This is a genomic window from Streptomyces sp. NPDC088252 (genome assembly GCF_044740965.1).
Lineage (GTDB): Bacteria > Actinomycetota > Actinomycetes > Streptomycetales > Streptomycetaceae > Streptomyces.
In genome coordinates this window covers 306,446-326,895 of sequence record NZ_JBIURS010000006.1, presented here as the reverse complement: position 1 = coordinate 326,895, position 20,450 = coordinate 306,446, and the positions used below count along the sequence as shown (strand labels likewise).

Here is a 20,450-nt window from a genome sequence, read left to right as displayed (position 1 = left end):
TGCCCGCCACCGCCCCCGACCGGGACCACGGCCGCACCCCGCGCCCCGAACCCCGTCGGAGCTTGTTCGCGACCCCGCTACTTCTCCGTGACGCCCGCCGAGTCGAACGTCGCCACCTCGTGCATCGCCCGCGCCGCGCTCTGCACGATCGGCAGTGCCAGCAGCGCTCCCGTGCCTTCGCCGAGCCGGAGGTCGAGGTCGACCAGCGGGCGCAGGCCCAGCTTGTTGAGCGCGGCGACATGGCCGGGCTCGGCGCTGCGGTGGCCCGCGATGCAGGCGGCGAGGGCCTCGGGGGCGATGGCTCGCGCGACCAGGGCCGCGGCGCCCGCGCTCACGCCGTCGAGGATGACGGGGGTGCGGAGCGAGGCACCGCCCAGCAGGAAGCCGGCCATCGCCGCGTGTTCGAGGCCGCCGACCGTTGCCAGAACCCCGATCGGATCGGCCGGGTCGGGCTGGTGGAGTTCGAGGGCCCGGCGGACCACATCGACCTTGCGGGCGTGCATCTCGTCGTTGATGCCGGTACCGCGACCGGTGACCTCGGCCGGGTCCAGGCCCGTGTACACGCAGATGAGTGCGGCCGACGCGGTGGTGTTGGCGATGCCCATCTCACCGGTGAGCAGGCCCTTGTTGCCTGCCGCGACCAGATCGCGGGCGGTCTCGATCCCGACCTCGACGGCCGCGAGGACCTCTTCGCGGGTGAGCGCCGGACCGGTCGTGAAGTCGGCCGTCCCGGCGCGCACCTTGCGGGGAAGGAGACCGGGCGTCGCGGGCAGTTCCATGGCCACGCCGACGTCCACCACGCACACCTCGGCGCCCACCTGGGCCGCGAACGCGTTGCAGACCGCGCCGCCGCCGAGGAAGTTGGCGACCATCTGGCCGGTGACCTCCTGCGGCCAGGCGGTGACGCCCTGGGCGTGCACGCCGTGGTCACCCGCGAAGATCGCGACGGCAGCGGGCTCCGGGATCGGCGGCGGGCACAGCCGGGACAGACCCGACAGCTGCGCGGAGATGATCTCCAGCATGCCGAGTGCGCCGGCGGGCTTGGTCATCCGCTTCTGGCGCTCCCACGCCTCACCGAGTGCCTTGGCGTCCAGCGGGCGGATGTTGGAGATGGTCTCCTGCAGCAGGTCGTGCGGCTCCTCCCCGGGCAGGGCCCGGCGGCCGTACGTCTCCTCGTGGACGACCCAGGACAGCGGACGGCGCTTGGACCATCCCGCCTGCATCAGCTCGGGCTCCTCGGGGAATTCGTCGACGTAGCCGACACACAGGTACGCGACGACTTCGAGGTGCTCGGGCAGGCCGAGGGCGCGGACCATCTCGCGCTCGTCGAAGAAGCTGACCCAGCCGACGCCGAGTCCCTCCGCGCGGGCGGCGAGCCAGAGGTTCTCGACGGCGAGCGCCGAGGAGTACGGGGCCATCTGCGGCTGGGTGTGCCGGCCGAGGGTGTGGCGGCCGCCGCGGGTGGGGTCGGCGGTGACGACGATGTTGACCGGGGTGTCGAGGATGGCCTCGATCTTCAGTTCCTTGAACTGCTTGGCCCGGCCCTTGGGCAGCGACTTGGCGTAGGCGTCACGTTGGCGCTGCGCCAGTTCGTGCATGGAGCGGCGGGTCTCCGCCGAGCGGATGACGACGAAGTCCCAGGGCTGCGAGTGGCCGACACTGGGTGCCGTGTGGGCGGCTTCGAGGACGCGGAGCAGGACCTCGTGCGGGATCGGGTCGCTGCGGAAGCCGTTGCGGATGTCGCGGCGCTCGCGCATGACCCGCAGCACCGCCTCGCGTTCGGCGTCGTCGTAGCCGGGGGCGGGCGGCGGGGCGGGGGCCGTGGTCTCCTCGGACCCGGCCCCCTCGGGGGCCTCCGCTTCCTCGGCACCGGGCCGGGGCTCGGGCCGGGGCTCGGGCCGGGGGTCGGGGTGTGCCTCGGGCTGCACGGAGTCCACCTGGGCGGCCTGCGCGGACTCCGCGTCACCGACGGGGGCCGTGACGTCCGGGGTCTCGATGACCTCGGGGCCGGGTTCGGCTGCCGGCTCGGCGACTACCGGAAGCTCAGCCTCCGGGACGGGGACGGGGACGGGCGCGGGCGCGGGAATCGGCTCGGAGGCTTCGACGGGTGCGACGGCCTCGGGTGCGGCGGGCTGGACGGGCTCCATGACGATCGGCACGCGCTCGGGCTCGGGCTCTGCTTCCACGGCCTGCTCCACCGCGGGCGTCGGAGCCGGGTGCGGGGCCGTCGGCACCGAACCCTCCACGGGCTCGAACCGGCCGGTGGGAGCGGCTTGCGCGACCTCTTGCGACGCGCCGTCCGTCAGCGCGGCGGCAGCGGCTTCGACGGGCGTCACGGCCTCGGCCTCGGTCGGCGCCTCGGCCACCACCGCTGCCACCGCTGCCACGGGCGCCTCGACGGAGGCCTCGGCCTCCGTTCCGGCGGTGTCCCCCACCGGAACGTCGACCGGGCTCTCGGCCGGGGGCTCCACGACGGACGCCGCCTCATCGGCCGACGACGGAGCGCTCACGGCCTCCGGCGCCACGGCCGGAGCGGCCTGAACGGGCTGCGCCACGGGGGCCGGCTCGACAGCCGGCTCGGCGGCGGCCGGTTCCGGGGCGGCCGGCTCAGCGGCGACCGGTTCCGGGGTGGCCGGTTCCGGGGTGGGCGGTCCCGGGGTGGGCGGTCCCGGGGTGGGCGGTCCCGCCTCGACCGGGGCGACGACCGGCTCCGGCGCCGGGGCCCCCCAGGGGCTCCCGCCCTGCGGCAGGATCTCACCGAGCTGCGGGCCGGGCAGTACGGCTGCCTCGTCGCCCAGCGTCCCGAAGTACTCGGGTCCGCTCGTGGCCGGGCCGGCTTGCCGCGCGGGGGCCTGGGGCTGGGCCTGCGCCTGGGGCGCGCCCGCGGGTCCCCGGTCGGCGAGCGAACGGACGACACCGCCGGTCGGCGCCCCGCCGTAGGACGGCCCGCCGTCGGCCGCGACCGGGCCGCGGTGCAGCGGTCGACGCGCCGGGGCCTGGGTCTGCGCCGCCGGGGCGGGAGCCGCGGTGGGCGACGGGATGCGTACGCCCCTCAGGTCGACCGAACCGGAGTCGCGGCCGCCGGACTCGTGCGTTCCCTGACCTGTCCCGGGCAGGGACTCCGCCACCACCTGCTGCGCGGCGTACGCGTCCGCGACCTGTACCTGAACCGGTTCCTGGACCTGAACCTGCACGGGTCCCTGTGGCTGCGCGGGAGCCTCGCCGACCGGCTGGAAGTGGGCAGCCTGCGCCGGGGGCCGGACCTGATGGGCGCCCTGTTCGGGGAGCGGTGCCTGGGCGGGAGCGCCCTCGGGGTACTGGCCGGGGGCCGGTACCGCCTGCGGGTCGCTCCAGGCTCCCTGGGGGCTCGGCATCAGCAGGAGATCGTCGTCCTCGGACACCTGCTCGGAGGGAGCGAGGTAGGCGTAGGCATCCGGGGCGGCGATGCCCGGCTGCTCCACCATGCCTGCGTTCTCCGGCAGTCCCTCAACCGGGATCTGGCCGGTGTCACTCATGCGTACCCCTCGCCCATCGTCAGTGCTCCTTCGGCCCTTCGCCCGGGACGCCCGACCACGGCACGCCGGCGCTCGTCAACAAGAACGAGCGGGCGCGCCGCGCGGCACGAAACGGTCGCGGACGTACTGCATTCTCGCGGCCGTTCGCCGCCGCGGCAGCTCATTTCGCCACGGCCCGTTGTGGACTGCGCCACGTCGCGCGTCCCCCGGTTCTGCCGTACCACAACGGGGGCCAAAACGGTCCCCTTTTCCGGACATTGACGAACGAAGCGACGAACGTCCAGCCGCGGTGCAACGATCGGCCAGCCTACCTCGCGCTGTACTCCGACCGGGTCACGGGGCGAGGTCGGAACGGAGCGCGGAGAGCAGGAAGACGACCGAGCGTTCACGCTCCGACCATGCGGCCGTGTCGAGTTCGACGGACTGGAGGAGCGAGCACCGGACGGTGTATCCGTTCCCGGAAAGTGCCGCGCCGAGGGCCTCCGCCTCGTCGCGCGTCGACGCATGGGTCACGATGCGCTCCGGCCGACGTTCGGTGACGGCGGTGACGACGGGGACTCCCCCGCCCCCGATCCGCACGACGTCCGGCTCCGGCAGCCGCTCCAGCACATGCGGTGCCCGGCCCTCGACGACCTGGAGCTGGACCCCGAAGGAGCGGGCCGCCGCCGCGGTGCGGGCGCACGCCGCCGGATCGCTGTCGACCGCCAGGACCGCCGCCCCGAAGCGGGCGGCCTCCACCGCCAGGGCCCCGCTGCCGGAGCCGATGTCCCACACGAGGTCGCCGACACGGGGGCCGAGGCGCGCCAGTTGGGCGGCGCGCAGCCCCGGGGACTCGCCCTCGCCGCTCTCGTCCCCGGCGTCCGTGGTGCCGCCCGGGTAGGCCCGGGCGGGCAGTGCCCAGCCACGTACGCCACGGGGGTAGGCGGGATGGCGGCCGGCGATCCAGGCGCCGGTGGCCTGTGGTTCGGGGCCACCGCCGATGACGACGACCACGTTCGGGTCGCGCCAGACGTGGTCGGCGGCCTTGTCGGAGGTGACGACGCTGACCTGCTCGCGTGCGGTGCCGAGTTCCTCGCAGATGACGAAGGTGCGGTGGACGCCTTCGAGGAGCAGGGCCAGTTCGGCCGGGCCCGCGCCGGGCGAGGTGAGGACGGCGACCTTGTGGTGGGCGCGGCAGACGTTGACGGCGCGACGCAGGGTGCGGGGGTGGGCGACGACGACCTGGGCGTCCTCCCACGGCATTCCGGCGCGGGCGAAGGCGGTGGCGACGGAGGACACCGCGGGCACCACCTCGACTTCGAGGCCGTGCTCGGGTGCGCGGAGGTTGCGTACGACGCCGAAGAAGCCGGGGTCTCCGTCGGCGAGGACCACGGCGCTGCCGCGGTGTCCGGCGATCCGTCGGGCGGCGAGGTCGATGGAGCCCAGGCGGATCCGTTCGGCGTGCGCCGGGATTTCGGGGAGCGCGAGGTGGTGGGCGGCTCCGGCGACGAGCGTGGCGGCCGAGAGGGCGGCCGTGGCCGCTCCGGTCAGTGGCGAGCCGTCCCAGCCGATCACGGTGACCCGATCGGCCATCTGTCGTCAGTCTCCTGGAGTTGTCGCAGGTGGGGTTGCCCGTGAGGGGAGGGCAGGGTGAGAGTACCCGGTCCGTACCCGTACGGCGTCGGGACCCCTCGGGGGGTCAGTTCCAGTCGTTGTAGGCGCCGTAGCCGCCCGCGTCGGCGAGCTGCTCGGCGACCCCTTCCAGGTCCTCGGGGAGCAGGCCCCAGACGATCAGGTCGGTCCTGATCTCGGTCCAGCCCCCGTCCTCCGTCCGGGTGCGCGCTATGCGGGCGTTGCGCAGGACTCCCTCGCTGATGCAACCGAGCTTCTGGGCGACCTGCTGGGAGGCGGTGTTGTCGGCGGCGGTGCGCAGTTCGATGCGTTCGAAGCCCTGGTCGCGGAAGAGCCACTGGGCCAGCGCGAGGACCGACTCGGTGGCGTACCCCTCTCCGCGTGCCCAGGGGGCGGTGATGTACGCGGCCTCGGTGGCCAGGGTGCGCCAGTCGGTGTTGCGCAGCCGGACCGAGCCGACGAGCCGCTGGGTGAGGAACTCGGTGACGGCGAACACGATGCCGTCACCGGTGGTGCGCTGGGCGGGAGCGATCCTGCGGACCCAGCGTTCGGCGTCGACCTGGGTGTAGGGGTGGGGGGCCTCGGTCCAGGCGGTGACGAGCTCGTCGTTCATCATCTCGATGTACGCGGGCACGTCCGCCATGTCGAAGGGGCGCAGCACCAACCGATCCGTGCTGATGGAGATGTCCGGAAAGGTGGAAGTCATGCGCAGCTCCATGCCGAAGACCGTGTAAAGGCACAGCATGCAACATGGGACCCGTGTCGTGCATGGGCGGGTCCGTACGGCGGAGCCCCGCGCCCCCTGGTGGGGTGCGCGGGGCTCTTCGGACAAGTGCCGTGCGGGTGTCAGGACTTGGCCGTACCGAAGGCCGGGACGACGGAGCCCTGGTAGGTGTCCTCGATGAACTTCTTGACCTCGTCGGAGTGGAGGAGCTTCACGAGCTTCTCGACACGGGCGTCCTTCTCGTTGCCCTGCTTCACGGCGATGATGTTGGCGTACGGGTTGCCGTCGGCCTTCTCCAGCGCCAGGGCGTCCTTGGAGGGCTTGAGCTTGGCCTCGATGGCGTAGTTGCCGTTGATGACGGCGGCGTCCACGTCGTTCAGGGCGCGGGGCACGGTCGCGGCCTCCAGCTCCTTGAACTGCAGGCCCTTCTTGTCCGTGATGTCGCTGAGCTTGGCGTCGGTGCCGACACCGGCCTTGAGGGTGATCAGCCCCTTCTCCGCGAGCAGCTGGAGGGCGCGGCCCTCGTTGGTGGTGTCGTTGGGCACCGCGATGGTCTGGCCGGACTTGATGTCGCCGACGGCCTTGAGCTTCTTGGAGTAGAGGCCGAGGGGCTCCAGGTGGACCGTGCCGACGGAGACGAGGTGGGTGTTGTTCTTCTTGTTGAAGTCGTCGAGGTAGGGCTGGTGCTGGAAGAAGTTGGCGTCTACCTGGCCGGTCTCGGTGGCCGTGTTCGGCAGGACGTAGTCCGTGAACTCCTTGACCTCCAGCTTGAGGCCCGCCTTCGCCGCCAGGTTCTTCTTGACGAAGTTCAGGATGTCGGCGTGCGGCGTCGGGGACGCCGCGACGACGAGCGCCTTGGAGGTGTCGGCCTTGGCGCCGGTGTCGCTCTTGGAGGCCGGGTCGGACGACGTGCCGCAGGCGGTGAGGCCGAAGGCCAGGGCGGCGGTCGCGGCGGCAGCTGCTGTGATCTTGATGTTCTTGCGCACGAAAAGTGCCTCTTTCGGTGGTGGTGGTGCGCCCGGACAAGGAGTGCGGGCTCGGGCGGAGCGAAGGTCTCAGGTGGTGCGGCCCCGGCGGGCCAGCAGCCGTACGGCTGCGTCGCCGATCAGCTGGATCACGGTGACGATGACGATCAGCAGCACGACGGTGACGAGCATGAACCGGTTGTCGAAGCGCTGGTATCCGTAGGTGACGGCCTTGGAGCCGAGCCCTTCACCGCCGACCGCGCCGGCCATCGCGGAGTAGCCGATGAGCACGATGACGGTCGTGGTGACGCCGGAGACGAGCGAGGGCAGCGCCTGCGGCAGCAGTACCTTGCGGACGATCGTCGGGATGGATCCGCCCATCGACTGGACGGCCTCGACGAGTCCGTGGTCCACCTCGCGGACGGCGGTCTCGACGAGCCGCGCGAAGAACGGGATGGCGCCGACGGCCAGCGGCACGATCATCGCCGTGGGACCGATGAAGGTGCCGACGACCCAGGTGGTGAAGGGGATCAGGGCGATCAGCAGGATGATGAACGGCAGCGATCGGCCGATGTTCACGATCACGCCGATGACCTTGTTCACCGGGGCGTTCCGGAGCAGTCCGCCCTTGTCGGTGAGGACCAGCAGAACACCGAGCGGCAGCCCCACGAGGACGGTGACGACGGCGGACCAGAGCACCATGTAGAGGGTGTCGATGGTCCCCTGGGTGAGCAGCGGCTGCATGTCGGACCAGGTCACTTCGCCACCTCCTTGGTGAGCGGGACGGGGGTCTGTACGGGGATGCCGGCGGCGTCGTGCTCCACGACCTCGGCCTGCAGGCCCTGCTCGCGCAGGAAGCCGATGGGAACGACGTTCTCCTCGAAACGGCCGGGCAGTTCGATGCGCATCCGGCCGATCTGCTTGCCGCCGACGGTGTCCATCGCGGCGCCCAGGATCGAGATGTCGATGTTGTACGTACGGGAGAGCTGCGAGATCACCGGCTGAGTGGCGGCCTCGCCGTGGAAGGTGACGTCGACGACCGTGCGGTCGGGGCCGGAGGGCGTACCGCCGACGGGGAACAGCTCGTGGGCCAGTTCGGAGCCCGGGGTGGCGAGAAGCTCGCCGACGGTGCCCGACTCGATGACGCGTCCCTTCCGCATCAGCGCGGCGGAGTCGCAGATCGTCTTGACGACGTCCATCTCGTGCGTGATGAGCAGGACGGTCAGGCCGAGCTGCTGGTTGAGGTCGCGCAGCAGCTGGAGGATGGAGCGGGTGGTCTCGGGGTCGAGGGCGGAGGTCGCCTCGTCGGAGAGCAGCACCTTGGGATCTCCGGCCAGGGCGCGGGCGATGCCGACGCGCTGCTTCTGACCGCCGGAGAGTTGACCCGGGTAGGACTTGGCCTTGTCGGCGAGTCCGACCAGGTCGAGGAGTTCGAGGGCCTTGCGGGCCCGGTCCCTGCCGGAGACGCCGAGGATCTCCAGCGGGAGTTCGATGTTGTGCTGGACGCTGCGGGAGTCCAGCAGGTTGAAGTGCTGGAAGACCATGCCGATGCGGCTGCGCGCCTCGCGCAGCTCCTTGCCGGCCCGGCGGCCCCGTCCGGCGAGGGCGGTGAGGTCCTGGCCGGCCACGGTCACGGTGCCCGAGGTGGGGCGTTCCAGGAGGTTGACGCAGCGGATGAGGGAGGATTTTCCGGCGCCGCTCTGTCCGATGACGCCGTACACCTCGCCCTCGCGGACGTGCAGGTCGACGCCGTCGAGGGCGGTGACCTCACGGCCGTGCGACTGGTAGACCTTCGTGAGGCCCGTAGTGGTGATCACAGGGTTTCCGTCACTGTCGAGTGCGCGGCGCGGTGTCCGCCGGGCACGGGGCATTCGGCCGATGAGACCGCTCTGGGCGATCGGACGTTCCGAGCGGGATCCCGGCACGGCTGGACGCGGCATGTGGCCGGGGCAGCGGCGCTCGGGCAGGCTCGTTCCGCTGGGTGCGGACGGCTCGGGCTCGGTCTCGCTTCGGGGCGCGAGGAGCGGGCGGGGGCCCTCAGAAGGTGCGCATTCGACACATACAACGAGCACCGGGCGTCGTGATCGCCTCGGTCGCAAGGGTGCGGCTGCTCATCGTGGTCATGCCCCAAGTAAAACAGACGTAACGTTCCGCCCGATCCGCCTGTCCGAATAGCGGACAGTCGTGGATGGTGCTGCGAGCCGGCTCAGCCGATCGTCCCGATTTCCACTCCCTGGGCTGTGACCTGCACCGATATGGCGGAGAGGTCATCGACGACCACATCTGCGACCAGTTCGGAGCGGTCGTGCGTTGTGGCCAAGGCCACGGTCGTCATGCCCGCCGCCCTTCCGGCCCGCAGTCCGGCCGGGGCGTCCTCGAAGACCACGCAACGGGCCGGATCGACGCCGAGGCGCTCGGCGGCCAGCAGGTAGGGCTCGGGATCCGGCTTGCCCCGGGTGACGTCCTCGGCGGCGATCATCAGGGGGACGTCGACGCCCACTTCGCGCAGCCGTGCCCGACCGAGCGACCGGGTGGCGGAGGTGACGACGGCCCAGCGGTGCGCCGGCAGCGCACCGAGCAGTTCCTTGGTACCGGGCAGGATCACGACTCCACCGGGGGCGTCCTCGACCTCCAGCTGTTCGATACGCGCCAGGGCCTCCTCGACCCGGTCCACCGGGAGCAGTTCGGCGACGATCTCGCCGGCCGTCCGGCCGTGCAGTTCGAGACCCTCGAAGTCCTCCGCCGTGATCCCGTACTCCTTGGCCCATCGGGTCCAGCAGCGGTACACCGACTCGATCGAGGAGAGCAGCGTTCCGTCGTTGTCGAACAGCAGGGCCTGGGCGTGGATCTTCATGTGCATCGACACTACTGGTGCGGCCGGAGGGATCTGCCGGGCCGGTGCCCCCCTTCCGGTCACCACACCGGAGCCTCGCCCGCGCTCCATGTCCCCCCGGGGACGGGGGCGCACGCAGAGGGCGCTTTGGTCCGTAATACCCTCGCCTCATGCTTGACGCCCTGACGGTCGCGGTCGCCGTGACAGCGCTCGCCCTCGCCGCGTGGTGCGGATTCGCCGCGTACCGGGATCAGCCGACCAAGGACTGGCACTTCCTCGCCATGGCCGTGGTGTCGCTGCTGGCGCTGGCCCAGCTGGTGGTGGGCATCGTGCGGCTGTCCGGGGGCGCGCGGCCCGACCAGGGCATGACGATCTTCATCGCGTATCTGATCGGGGCCTTCCTCGCCGTGCCGGCGGCCGGTTTCCTGTCGCTCACCGAGCGGACCCGGTGGGGTTCGGTGACGGTGGCGGCGGGTGCGGTCGTGCTGGCCGTCCTCGAAGTACGGCTCTACGACATCTGGGGAAACTGACCGTGACCGACACCGATCGCGCCCCCGCGGCAGCCACCGGCGAGAAGCGGCCCTTCGACCTCGGGGCCGGCCCCGGCCGGGTACTGGTCTGGTTCTACGGGGTGTTCACCGTCGCCGCCGCCTCGCGCTCGATCGTCCAGATGATCCTGGACTTCGGCCGGGCGCCGCTCGCCTATGTGCTGTCGGCCGTCGCCGCTCTCGTGTACGGATTCATCACGTACTCGCTGGTGCGCGGCGGTGAGAAGGCGCGCAGGTCCGCGCTGGTGTGCTGCGCCGCCGAGCTCCTGGGCGTGCTGGTCGTGGGGACCTGGACGATGGTGGAGCCGTCGGCGTTCGCGGACGCCACCGTCTGGTCCGACTTCGGCATGGGCTACCTGTTCATCCCGGTGATCCTGCCGATCACCGGGATGATGTGGCTGCGCAGCGCGAAGAAGGCGTGACTCCCGCCCGACGGGCCTTCGGTGAGATCGACCGTCGGCCGGGGCCGGCCCGCGGTCGCGCCCCCGTTCGCCGGGCGGGCCCGTTTCACGCGCTGGCCACGTAGTCGGGCGCCGTCGCGTCCTTCTCCAGCAGGATCATCCGGACGCCGTCCCGACCGGTCTCGTTGCCCACCTGGGCATAACCCGCCCGCCGGTAGAGCCGCAGATTGCTCTCGCTGCGATGCCCGGTCTGCAGCCGGAAGCGGGTGGCCGACCGCTCGTCGGCGAGCCCCGACTCGGCGGCCCGCAGCAGCCTGGCACCGAGACCGTGCCCCTGGAGCCTCGGATGAACGCAGAGCCTGCCGATCTGCCCGGTGCCGTCCTGATCGGTGGAGCCACGGACCGAACCGACCACTTCGTCGCCCAGTCGCGCCACGAACACCAGTTGCGTGGCGATCTCGGCGCGCAGCGAATCGAGGCTCTGGACCAACGGGTCGATGCGGTAGTTCCCGTACAGCTCGGCCTCGCTCTGGAAGCAGAGGTACTGAAGTTTCAAGACCTCTTCGGCGTCCCGTGCCGTCGCCGCCGAGATGATCACGCTCATGCCCATCTGCGCATGCCTCCACCCACCTGATCCACCGGTTGTCTCTCACGCTCCTTTCCCCGTGGTTCAGGAGCGACAACCTCCGCCGCGAGCATTCTGCGCAGACATCCAAGGCATCGGGAACGGATCGGGCCCAAGCTGCCCTGTGACATACCCAACTTCCCTGCGATTTCCCGGTACGTGGGATCACCGGGGGCGAGCATCGCCGACAGCAGCCGGGCGCACCGTCCGGGCAGCCGGTCCACCGCGGCACGCAGCGCCCGGCGTTCGTCGGCTCCGACGGCGATCCGCTCGGGGCAGCCGGCCGGATCCGCGGACGTCTCGTCACGGTAGGGGCGTTCGTGCCGGGCGGTACGGCGGGCCCGGCGGGCCTCCGCCCGTACGGCGTTCCGTACCCAGCGTGCCGTGTCCACCGGCGGCCCGCCCCGGGCGAGCCGCTCCAGCAGCCGCAGCCAGACGGCCTGTTCGAGATCGGCGGGTTCGATCGCCGCACCTGTCGCCGAGGCGGCCGCCTCGGCCGTGGCCTCGGCGCTCACCAGTGGATACAGGGTACGGACGATGGTCGCGGAGGCGGCGGTGTCCGCGGGGGCGAGATCGAGAAGCGTCATGCCCGGGCCGACGCGCCCGCGCCGACGGCCGGTTGCCGTCCGGGGCGGTCACCACCCGGCCGGGGCACGCCCCGGCCGGGTGCTGACGCCGGTCTCACCGGGCGGCGAAGTCCGCCGCGGCGAGAAGGGCGGTGTCCGGGTTGTCGGAGAAGATGCCGTCAATACCGGTCGCGAAGTACGTCCGGAACGCACCGAAGGCGTCACCGTACGCGGTGGGGTCCGTGCCGCGCCGGAAGTCGGCGGGCAGAAAGGTGTTCTCGTTGCGCAAGGTGTACGGGTGAAGCACCAGGCCCTGCGCGTGCGCGTCCCTCACCAGGGTGGTCGGCGAGGTGAGCCGCCCCGAGGCGTCCTTGGGAATGATCAGGTCCAGGGTGGGCCCGATCCCCTGGGCGAAGGACGCCATCCACTTCAGGCCCTCGGGCTTCACCAGATCGGCGACGGTGCGCGGATCGTCGGACGTCACGAAGTCCCAGGGGCGCTCGCCCGCGCCGGAGAGCAGCACGACGCGCGGGGTGGCGACGAGTCCGGCCAGCCGCTGGATGCTGCCGGGCTCGAAGGACTGAAGGATGAGCGGCGACTGCTTGCGGTGGCGGTTGTAGCGGCGCAGCAGCTTGGCGAGGGGCTCTTCGAGCCCGAGGCCGAGTCCCCGGAAGTAGGTGGGGTGCTTGGTCTCGACGTACAGCCAGACCGGCTTCCCGCGCCTGCGGCCCTCGCGGTCGGCCCAGCGCAGCACCTCCTCGAAGGTGGGGACCTCCCAGCGGCCGTCGTAGACCGTGTTCTTCTGACGGGTGCCGGGGATGCGCTCCGTGGCCCGCAGCGTCTTCAGTTCGGCGAGGGTGAAGTCCTCGGTGAACCAGCCGGTGAGGGAGACGCCGTCGACCTTCTTCGTGGTCCTGCGACCGGCGAACTCGGGGTGGGCGGAGACATCGGTGGTGGCTGTGATGTCGTTCTCGTGACGGCAGACGAGATGGCCGTCCTTGGTGGGCACCAGGTCCTGCTCGACGATGTGCGCGCCCATGTCGAGGGCCAGCTGGTAGGAACCGAGGGTGTGCTCGGGCCGGTACCCGCTGGTGCCGCGGTGTCCGATGACGGTGGGCACCGGCAGGTCGAGGCGGAAGCCGTGTGCGCCGTCGTGTCCGTCCGACCGTTCGGAGGGGCTCCGGACGATGCCGTCGGCGGCGTCGGCCGGGCCGCCGGTCAGTCCGAGGGCGGCGGAGCCCAGTACCGCGGCCCCCGCCCCCAGCAGGGTTCTGCGGCCGGGTCCTGCCTGCGCGCGCTCAGTCATGAATGCTCCTCACGTGTGATGTCTCGCACCTGTCGGGCGAGGCCCGAGCGTAGGGAGTCGTACCGTCGTAGGAGCAGCTCCTGGACGAACTTGGCGGAAACACACGTCAACACTGCGTATCCGATCGATGAACCCGATGTGCGAACGGCGAGAACCCGCGAGTATCGTCCTCACCTGCATGGACCGTCATGATCCCGCGCCCGGCCGGCCCGGCCACTACACCGGAGGAACCGTTGTCCCGACACGCACTCATCAAGGCAGTGCTCGGACCGATCTTGCGCCTGATGTTCCGCCCCCAGGTGGAGGGCGTGGAGAACATCCCCGGCGACGGTCCGGTGATCCTCGCGGGCAACCATCTGACGTTCATCGACTCGATGATCATGCCCGTCTGCTGCGACCGGCCGGTCTACTACATCGGCAAGGACGAGTACGTGACGGGCAAGGGGCTCAAGGGCCGGGCGATGGCCTGGTTCTTCACGGGCTGCGGCATGATCCCGGTGGACCGGGACGGCGGTCGCGGCGGTGTCGCGGCGCTGATGACGGGCCGCCGGGTGCTGGAGGAGGGCAAGGCGTTCGCCATCTATCCGGAGGGCACCCGCTCCCCCGACGGCCGGCTCTACCGGGGCCGCACGGGGATCGCCCGGCTGACGCTGATGACGGGTGCGCCGGTGGTGCCGTTCGCGATGATCGGCACGGACAAGCTGCAGCCCGGCGGTGCCGGTCTGCCCCGTCCCGGCAAGGTGACGGTGCGTTTCGGTGAGCCGATGGAGTTCTCCCGCTACGAGGGCATGGACCGCGACCGCTATGTGCTGCGGGCGGTGACCGACTCCGTGATGGCCGAGGTCATGCGGCTGTCGGGTCAGGAGTACGTCGACATGTATGCGACGAAGGCCAAGGCCGCGTGAGCTGACGCGCGAGCAGGGCATGCGGACGGGCCCGTACCACCGATCGGTGGTACGGGCCCGTCCGCATGCACCCGGTGCTCGTACGGGCCGGGGCTACTGGTGGACGATGCCGTCCTCCAGCTTCTGACCGCGCAACAGGAACCAGGCCGCGACGGCCGTTGCCAGCAGGACCGCCGCACCGACCCCGGCGGCGATTCGCAATCCCTCGACGAACGACTCCTGCGCCGCGGAGATCAGCGCGCCCGCCTGCTGGGCCGGAAGGCCGTGGGCCGCTTCGACGGCGCCGCCCAGCGATTCATGGGCCGCCGAGGCGTTGGCGGAGGGGACGCCCCGCGGAGTGGCGAAGTCCTGGTAGACGCCGGTGACGATGGAGCCGAGCAGGGCGATGCCGAGGGCAGCGCCGAGTTCGTACGCCGTCTCGGAGACCGCACCCGCGGAACCCGCCTGTTCCTTCGGAACGCTGGAGAGGATCACGTCGGAGGTGACGGTGAAGGCGAAGCCCGCGCCGACTCCGACGATCAGCAGCACCACGCCGATCAGCGGATAGGCGGTCTCCCGGTGGAACAGCGTGACCGCGGCGAGCGCCAGGCCGATCGCCCCGAGCCCGCCGGAGACCACCGACCGCACCGAGTAGCGGCGGGCCGCCACGCCTGCGATCAGACCCGCGGTGACCGCGCCGACGGCCGCGGGCAGTTCGGCGAGCCCGGCCTCCAGCGGTCCTCGTCCCTGTACCAGTTGCAGGAACTGGGAGAGGAAGAAGACCAGCCCGGACAGGCCGAGGATGGTCAGCAGATCGGCGAGAACCGCGCCCGAGAAACCCCGGTGGTGGAAGAGCCGCATGTCCAGCAGGGGTGCGGGAAGCGTGAGTTGTCTGCGTACGAACCAGCAGAGCGCGGCCAGGCCGCCGAGGCCCACGACGGCGACCCCCCAGCTCGTACCGTGTGCGGCCAGCTCCTTGACCGCGTACACGACACCGATCATGCCGATGAAGGAGAGCGCCACACTGACCAGGTCCCAGGGGCCCGGTGCCGGATTCTTCGACTCGGGGATCATCTTGACGCCGACGACCACCAGCACGGCCATGACCGGCAGGTTGATCAGGAAGACCGAGCCCCACCAGAAGTGCTCCAGGAGGAAGCCGCCGACGACGGGGCCGACGGCCGCGCCCGCGGAGGCCATGGCTCCCCAGATACCGATGGCGAGGCTGCGCTCGCGCGGGTCCTGGAAGAGATTGCGGATCAGGGCGAGCGTGGACGGCATCAGGGTGGCGCCCGCGACACCGAGCAGCGCCCGCGCCAGGATCATCATCTCGGAGCTGCTCGCGTACGCGTTGAGCACGGAGACCGCACCGAAGGCCATGGCACCGGTCAGCAGCAGTTTCTTGCGGCCGATGCGGTCGCCGAGGCTGCCCATGGAGACCAGGAGCCCGGCGATCACGAAGGAGTAGACGTCGCCGATCCAGAGCAGTTGCGTGCCGGACGGCTTGAGATCCTCGGTGAGGAAGGGGGTGGCGAGACCGAGGACCGTGGCATCCACGGCCACGAGCAGCACCGCGAGGACGAGCACGGCCAGCGCGATCCACCGCCCCGGACGACGCAGCTCATGGGTGGTTTCCGCGGGCTGTTCGGGACGGCTCATTGCTCTGCGCTCCGGCGTGCGCCGCCGAGCAGCAACTCGACGATCATGTACTGGAAGTCCTGCCCGGCCACCCGGCCCGCCTGGACGGCCCAGGCTCCGGTGGAGACGAGCCCGTAGAGAGCCTCGGTCAGCCACGCGGGGGTGAGGTCGATGCGGAGCTCGCCGCGCTCCTGGCCCCGCCGGAAGAAGGCGGAGACCCGGGCATCGAGGCGGTCCCAGCCCTCGTTCACCTCGTCGCCCTCGAAGAGCTGGTTCTCGGTGACGAGGAAGGAGAAGAGTCCGGCGCTCGGCTCGATGGCCGCGACCAGTCGGCGCAGGGCGTCCTCGCAGCTGCCCTCGTCGAGCGCGGCGGCGTCCAGAGCCGCTTCGAACTCCCGGATGCCCAGGTCCTCCAACGCCTTGACCAGGGCATCCCGACCGGCGAAGTGCCGGTGCAGGGTGGCGCGCCCGATGCCTGCGGCTCTGGCGACCTCGTCCATGGTGGCGGTCGATTTGCGGGTCAGCAGGGCGGCGGCGCTGCGCAGCACCTGCTCACGGTCGAGACTCATGAGACAACCATAACCCACATGAGACACGAATGTCTCACCGAGAAGGCATCGCCTCCCGTGGAAGGGAGGGAGGACCATGTCGTCATGAAGCCGCTGCTGCTGATCGACATCGACGGCCCGCTCAATCCTTACGCGGCATTCGTGCGCCGCCGGATCCCGGACGGTTATGCGCGGCATCTGATGCGGCCGACGGGATGGGACTACGGACCGCCACTGCCCGTCCTGCTCAACCCGGACCACGGGCGGGAGCTGCGCGCCCTCGCCGACCGTTTCGAACTCGTCTGGGCGACGACCTGGAAGGACGAGGCCAACGAGTGGATCGGGCCGCATCTCGGCCTGCCCCCGCTGCCGTACATCGACTGGCCGTCGATGCACGGGAGCGCGCCGGACGGCACGTACTGGAAGACGCAGTACGTCGTGGAGTACGCGGCCGGCCGGCCGTTCGCCTGGGTCGACGACGAGATCGCCGAGCAGGACCGGCAGTGGGTCTCGGGGCAGGGCGCGGCCGAGTCGCTGCTGCTGTGGATCGATCCGCGGATCGGACTGCTGCCGGCCGATTTCGAGGCGCTCGCCGCGTGGGCGGACGGCCGCCGGGGCGGCGACGGGTGCTGAGCCCGCCCCGCCCCCCGGGTCAGTCGTCGAGGGCGACGAGATCGAGGCCGGGAAGGTGGGCCGGGTCGCTGATCGCGGACATCTCGACGACCTTTCCCCGCGCGATCGTGAAGACCATGACCGAGAACCGCCGGTCCTCCCGCGTCGAGATGACGGCCGGTGCTCCGTCCACCAGGGCCGACTGCGACGACCGGGCGAACGGCGCGAACATGATCGCCTGACGGGCCACCGCCTCGGCGCCCCGTACCAGGGCCGGCGCACCGACGCCACCGGCGCCGATGTCGGAACGCAGCACCACGTCCGGGTCGAGGACGGCGACGAGGGCCTCGAAGTCGCCGCCGCGGGCGGCGGCCAGGAAGGCGTCGACGACCTCGCGCTTGCGGGCGAGATCGGGATCCGCATCCGGGTCCGCTCCCTGCACCCTGCGGCGGGCCCGGCTGGCGAGCTGCCGCGCCGCGGCCGGGGTGCGGTCCACGATGCGGGCGATCTCGTCGAAGGGCACGGCGAACATGTCGTGCAGGACGAAGGCGAGCCGCTCGGCGGGGTCCAGTGTTTCGAGCACCACCAGCAGCGCGAGACCGACCGAATCGGCCATCAGTGCCTGCTGCTCGGGGTCGGCCTCCGGCCCGGCGCCGAGGGCCGGATCCGGGACGTGGGTCTCGGGCATCCCCGTGTCGAGGGGCTCCTCACGCCGGGAGCGGCGCGAGCGGAGCATGTCCAGACACACCCGCCCGACGACCGTCGTCAGCCAGCCGCCCAGGTTCTCGATCGCCCGGTCGTCGGAACGGCTGAGCCGGAGCCAGGCCTCCTGGACGGCGTCCTCCGCCTCGCTCGTCGAGCCGAGCATCCGGTAGGCCACCGCGTTCAGCTTCGTCCGGTTCTCCTCGAAGCGTCGGGCCAGGATCTCGTGTCCGTCCACAGTCACATTCCTCCGTAGTGTGCCGTCCCTGCGATGACGAACGGGACCGCATCGATGTGACAGGGGTTCCGCGCCTCTCGCCGCCGTCGGCGCGGCGCACCGGCCGCGGATCCCGGCGGGCCCGCTCAGCTCCAGGGCATCGCGGCGCGGTGCCGCCAGTACGCCTCCGGCTCCTCCACCAGCGCGTCGAGCCGGCCGCACTGCTCCTCGTCGAGGTCGACGCCGGGCGCCTGCAGGTTGCCTGCGAGCTGCTCGACGGTCGCCGCGCCGGAGAGCACCACACCGGCCCACGGCCGGCGCAGTACGAAGGCCAGCGCGACCGCATCGCTGCCGACGCCGGCCTCGGCGGCGGTCTCCCGGATCACGGCCGGGGCGTCCGTTCCGGCGAGCCGGCCGTTGGCCATGGCTTCCTTCACGATCACGGTGAGCCCGGCGTCATGGGCCTCGGCGAGCGCGGTGCCGGCCGAGGTCTCCAGGGCGTTGTAGGTGGCCTGCACCGTACGGAAGAGCGGCTCCCCGTCGACCGTGACGGCGAGGGCGGCCCGGATGGTGTCGGCCTGGGCGGGCCCGCTGGTGGACAGGCCCACGCTGACCCCCTCCGCGGCGAGTCCGGCGAGCCGCGCGTGCAGTTCCTTGTCGGTGAGGGCCGGGCTGTCGGTGGTGACCGAGTGGATCTGATAGAGGTCGAGGCGGTCGCCGAGCAGCGCGTCGGTCTCGTCGCGCTGACGCAGAAACGTGGCGAGGCCGTGGTCCTTGACCTCGTGCGCCTCGGCCTCGACGCTCCAGCCGGCGGTGTAGGTGTAGCCCCACTTGCTGCCGATGACGACGTCGTCCACCTCCGGACGCGCCGTCAGCCAGTCGGCCAGGAACTCCTCCGAACGGCCGTAGGAACGGGCCGCGTCGAAGTAGCGGACACCCTGCGCGTAGGCGGCGTCCAACAGCTCGTGGGTGCGCTCGCGCAGCGCTTCGACACTGCGGTCCGCGGGCAGATCGCGGTCACGGTGGAGGTTGATGTAGCCGGGCCTGCCGACCGCCGCCAGGCCGAGCCCGATGCGGGCGGCCGGAGTCTTCGCTGTGGCCGATGGGGTCTCCCCTGGTCGAGCGAAGCCGAGAGCTCGGGGAAGGGCGAAAGACATCGTGGGCTCCTCGTGGGGTCGGGTGCGCTGCCCCGCCAACGTAACCCGGCTCGGGGAAACCGGAAGGCGGGGAGCGTACCGCCGCTCCCCGCCCGGATCCCGGCCTCGCCGCCGTCAGTTCTTCGCGGTCGCCCACGCCTGCTGGACCGCGAGGTCGGCCTTCACCTCGGCGAGCTGGACGGCGACGGCCGACGGGGCCGTCCCGCCGCGGCCGCTGCGGGACGCGAGCGCACCGGCCACATTGAGTACGGAGCGGACCTCGGGGGTGAGGTGCTCGGAGATCTTCGCGAACTGCTCGTCGGTCAGCTCGTCGAGCTCGATGCCCTGCTGCTCGCACTCCTTGACGCACGCGCCCGCGACCTCGTGCGCGACACGGAACGGGACGCCCTGCTTGACCAGCCACTCGGCGATGTCGGTGGCGAGCGAGAAGCCGGCCGGGGCCAGCTCCTCCATGCGCTCACGGTTGACGGTGAGCGTGGCCATCATTCCGGTGAAGGCGGGCAGCAGGACTTCGAGCTGGTCGCAGGAGTCGAAGACCGGCTCCTTGTCCTCCTGGAGGTCGCGGTTGTACGCGAGCGGGAGGGCCTTGAGCGTGGCCATCAGGCCTGTCAGGTTGCCGATCAGCCGGCCGGACTTGCCGCGGGCCAGTTCGGCGATGTCCGGGTTCTTCTTCTGCGGCATGATCGACGAACCGGTCGAGAAGGCGTCGTGCAGGGTGACGAAGGAGAACTCCTTCGTGTTCCAGATGATGACCTCCTCCGCGATCCGGGAGAGGTTCACCCCGATCATCGCGGTGATGAAGGCGAACTCGGCGACGAAGTCACGGGAGGCGGTGCCGTCGATCGAGTTGCCGACGGAGCCGCGCTCGAAGCCGAGATCGGCAGCGACCGCCTGCGGGTCCAGCCCGAGGGACGATCCGGCCAGCGCACCGGAGCCGTACGGGGAGACGGCGGTCCGCTCGTCCCACTGGCGCAGCCGCTCGGCGTCGCGGGAGAGGGACTGTGCATGGGCCAGGACGTGGTGGGCGAAGAGCACCGGCTGGGCGTGCTGCAGATGTGTACGGCCGGGCATCGCGACGTCCGGATGCGTCTCGGCGAGACCGACCAGGGCGCCCTGGAGCTCGGCGATCAGGCCGCCGATGACGCGGGCGTGGTCGCGCAGGTACATCCGGAAGAGGGTGGCGATCTGGTCGTTGCGGGACCGGCCGGCCCGCAGCTTGCCGCCGAGGTCCGGACCGAGACGCTCCAGCAGGCCGCGCTCCAGCGCGGTGTGCACGTCCTCGTCGGCGACGGTGCCGGTGAACGAGCCGTCGGCGACATCGGCTTCGAGCTGGTCGAGACCGGCGGTCATCCGATTCAGCTCGTCCTCGGTGAGCAGGCCCGCCTTGTGCAGAACGCGCGCGTGGGCGCGGGAGCCGGCGATGTCGTACGGCGCGAGCCGCCAGTCGAAGTGGACGGAGGCGGAAAGCCTGGCCAGCGCCTCGGCCGGACCGTCGGCGAAGCGGGCGCCCCAGAGGCGTACGTCGCTGTTGCCGTTGCCGTTGCTCACTGCGTGCTCCTCGGAAGAACATGGGGGTGGATGTGCGACCGCCTCCCCGC

At 71.3% G+C, this 20,450-nt stretch carries 19 protein-coding genes; 4 read left to right on the top strand and 15 right to left on the bottom strand.

All coding sequences use genetic code 11. From position 1 onward, the window contains the following. Positions 1–77: 77 nt before the first annotated feature. The 7 genes from cobT to ACIOHC_RS15390 all read right to left on the bottom strand — a co-directional run bounded on the left by cobT (position 78) and on the right by ACIOHC_RS15390 (position 9,669). A complete protein-coding gene (gene cobT / locus ACIOHC_RS15420; RefSeq protein WP_401842952.1) occupies positions 78–3,515 on the bottom strand; it encodes a nicotinate-nucleotide--dimethylbenzimidazole phosphoribosyltransferase in 3,438 nt (1,145 codons plus the stop codon). 333 nt (positions 3,516–3,848) lie between these two features. Beyond that, entirely contained in the window at positions 3,849–5,087 is a 1,239-nt protein-coding gene (cbiE, locus tag ACIOHC_RS15415) for a precorrin-6y C5,15-methyltransferase (decarboxylating) subunit CbiE (protein ID WP_365690413.1), read from the bottom strand. Between the two features lie 106 nt (positions 5,088–5,193). Further along, entirely contained in the window at positions 5,194–5,871 is a 678-nt protein-coding gene (locus ACIOHC_RS15410) for a GNAT family N-acetyltransferase (protein ID WP_351074264.1), read from the bottom strand. 101 nt (positions 5,872–5,972) lie between these two features. Next, positions 5,973–6,836 (bottom strand): MetQ/NlpA family ABC transporter substrate-binding protein, encoded by an 864-nt coding sequence (locus ACIOHC_RS15405; RefSeq protein WP_351074263.1) that lies wholly within the window; start codon positions 6,834–6,836, stop codon positions 5,973–5,975. Positions 6,837–6,905: 69 nt separating this feature from the next. Further along, positions 6,906–7,574, bottom strand: coding sequence for a methionine ABC transporter permease (locus tag ACIOHC_RS15400; protein WP_351074262.1), 669 nt, complete (start codon positions 7,572–7,574; stop codon positions 6,906–6,908). Further along, positions 7,571–8,632, bottom strand: coding sequence for an ATP-binding cassette domain-containing protein (locus ACIOHC_RS15395; protein WP_351074261.1), 1,062 nt, complete (start codon positions 8,630–8,632; stop codon positions 7,571–7,573). Before ACIOHC_RS15395 ends, ACIOHC_RS15400 begins: the two co-directional genes overlap by 4 nt. A 389-nt stretch (positions 8,633–9,021) precedes the next feature. Further along, on the bottom strand, positions 9,022–9,669 hold the full coding sequence (locus ACIOHC_RS15390) for an HAD family hydrolase (protein WP_389636812.1): 648 nt from the start codon (positions 9,667–9,669) through the stop codon (positions 9,022–9,024). A gap of 149 nt (positions 9,670–9,818) precedes the next feature. Between ACIOHC_RS15390 and ACIOHC_RS15385 the strand changes: the two genes are divergently transcribed. Then, a complete protein-coding gene (locus tag ACIOHC_RS15385; RefSeq protein WP_401842951.1) occupies positions 9,819–10,178 on the top strand; it encodes a hypothetical protein in 360 nt (119 codons plus the stop codon). Between the two features lie 2 nt (positions 10,179–10,180). After that, on the top strand, positions 10,181–10,618 hold the full coding sequence (locus tag ACIOHC_RS15380) for a hypothetical protein (protein ID WP_351074258.1): 438 nt from the start codon (positions 10,181–10,183) through the stop codon (positions 10,616–10,618). An 85-nt stretch (positions 10,619–10,703) separates the two neighbouring features. Here ACIOHC_RS15380 and ACIOHC_RS15375 read toward each other — a convergent pair whose 3' ends face one another. The 3 genes from ACIOHC_RS15375 to ACIOHC_RS15365 all read right to left on the bottom strand — a co-directional run bounded on the left by ACIOHC_RS15375 (position 10,704) and on the right by ACIOHC_RS15365 (position 13,094). After that, positions 10,704–11,207 carry a GNAT family N-acetyltransferase gene (locus ACIOHC_RS15375; RefSeq protein ID WP_351074257.1) on the bottom strand — a complete coding sequence of 168 codons (504 nt, stop codon included), beginning with the start codon at positions 11,205–11,207 and terminating at the stop codon, positions 10,704–10,706. Then, complete coding sequence (locus ACIOHC_RS15370; RefSeq protein WP_351074256.1) at positions 11,198–11,809, bottom strand: sigma-70 family RNA polymerase sigma factor; 612 nt, start codon at positions 11,807–11,809, stop codon at positions 11,198–11,200. Before ACIOHC_RS15370 ends, ACIOHC_RS15375 begins: the two co-directional genes overlap by 10 nt. A gap of 94 nt (positions 11,810–11,903) precedes the next feature. Next, on the bottom strand, positions 11,904–13,094 hold the full coding sequence (locus tag ACIOHC_RS15365) for a glycerophosphodiester phosphodiesterase (RefSeq protein WP_365690419.1): 1,191 nt from the start codon (positions 13,092–13,094) through the stop codon (positions 11,904–11,906). A 233-nt stretch (positions 13,095–13,327) separates the two neighbouring features. Between ACIOHC_RS15365 and ACIOHC_RS15360 the strand changes: the two genes are divergently transcribed. Then, positions 13,328–13,999: a lysophospholipid acyltransferase family protein gene (locus tag ACIOHC_RS15360; RefSeq protein ID WP_351074254.1), complete on the top strand. Its 672-nt coding sequence runs from the start codon at positions 13,328–13,330 to the stop codon at positions 13,997–13,999. A gap of 93 nt (positions 14,000–14,092) precedes the next feature. Here ACIOHC_RS15360 and ACIOHC_RS15355 read toward each other — a convergent pair whose 3' ends face one another. Continuing rightward, a complete protein-coding gene (locus ACIOHC_RS15355; RefSeq protein WP_401842948.1) occupies positions 14,093–15,637 on the bottom strand; it encodes an MFS transporter in 1,545 nt (514 codons plus the stop codon). Beyond that, positions 15,634–16,185, bottom strand: coding sequence for a helix-turn-helix domain-containing protein (locus ACIOHC_RS15350; protein ID WP_351074252.1), 552 nt, complete (start codon positions 16,183–16,185; stop codon positions 15,634–15,636). Before ACIOHC_RS15350 ends, ACIOHC_RS15355 begins: the two co-directional genes overlap by 4 nt. Positions 16,186–16,269: 84 nt before the next feature. Between ACIOHC_RS15350 and ACIOHC_RS15345 the strand changes: the two genes are divergently transcribed. Then, the gene (locus ACIOHC_RS15345; RefSeq protein WP_351074342.1) at positions 16,270–16,797 is read left to right on the top strand and encodes a hypothetical protein; all 528 of its coding nucleotides are present in this window, start codon (positions 16,270–16,272) and stop codon (positions 16,795–16,797) included. Between the two features lie 19 nt (positions 16,798–16,816). Here ACIOHC_RS15345 and ACIOHC_RS15340 read toward each other — a convergent pair whose 3' ends face one another. From ACIOHC_RS15340 to argH, 3 genes are all read right to left on the bottom strand, one after another. After that, the gene (locus ACIOHC_RS15340; RefSeq protein WP_389636809.1) at positions 16,817–17,716 is read right to left on the bottom strand and encodes a sigma-70 family RNA polymerase sigma factor; all 900 of its coding nucleotides are present in this window, start codon (positions 17,714–17,716) and stop codon (positions 16,817–16,819) included. Positions 17,717–17,841: 125 nt separating this feature from the next. Then, positions 17,842–18,852, bottom strand: a complete 1,011-nt coding sequence (locus ACIOHC_RS15335; RefSeq protein WP_351074250.1) for an aldo/keto reductase — start codon at positions 18,850–18,852, stop codon at positions 17,842–17,844. Positions 18,853–18,966: 114 nt separating this feature from the next. Next, on the bottom strand, positions 18,967–20,400 hold the full coding sequence (argH, locus tag ACIOHC_RS15330; protein WP_365690421.1) for an argininosuccinate lyase: 1,434 nt from the start codon (positions 20,398–20,400) through the stop codon (positions 18,967–18,969). Positions 20,401–20,450 lie beyond the last annotated feature (50 nt).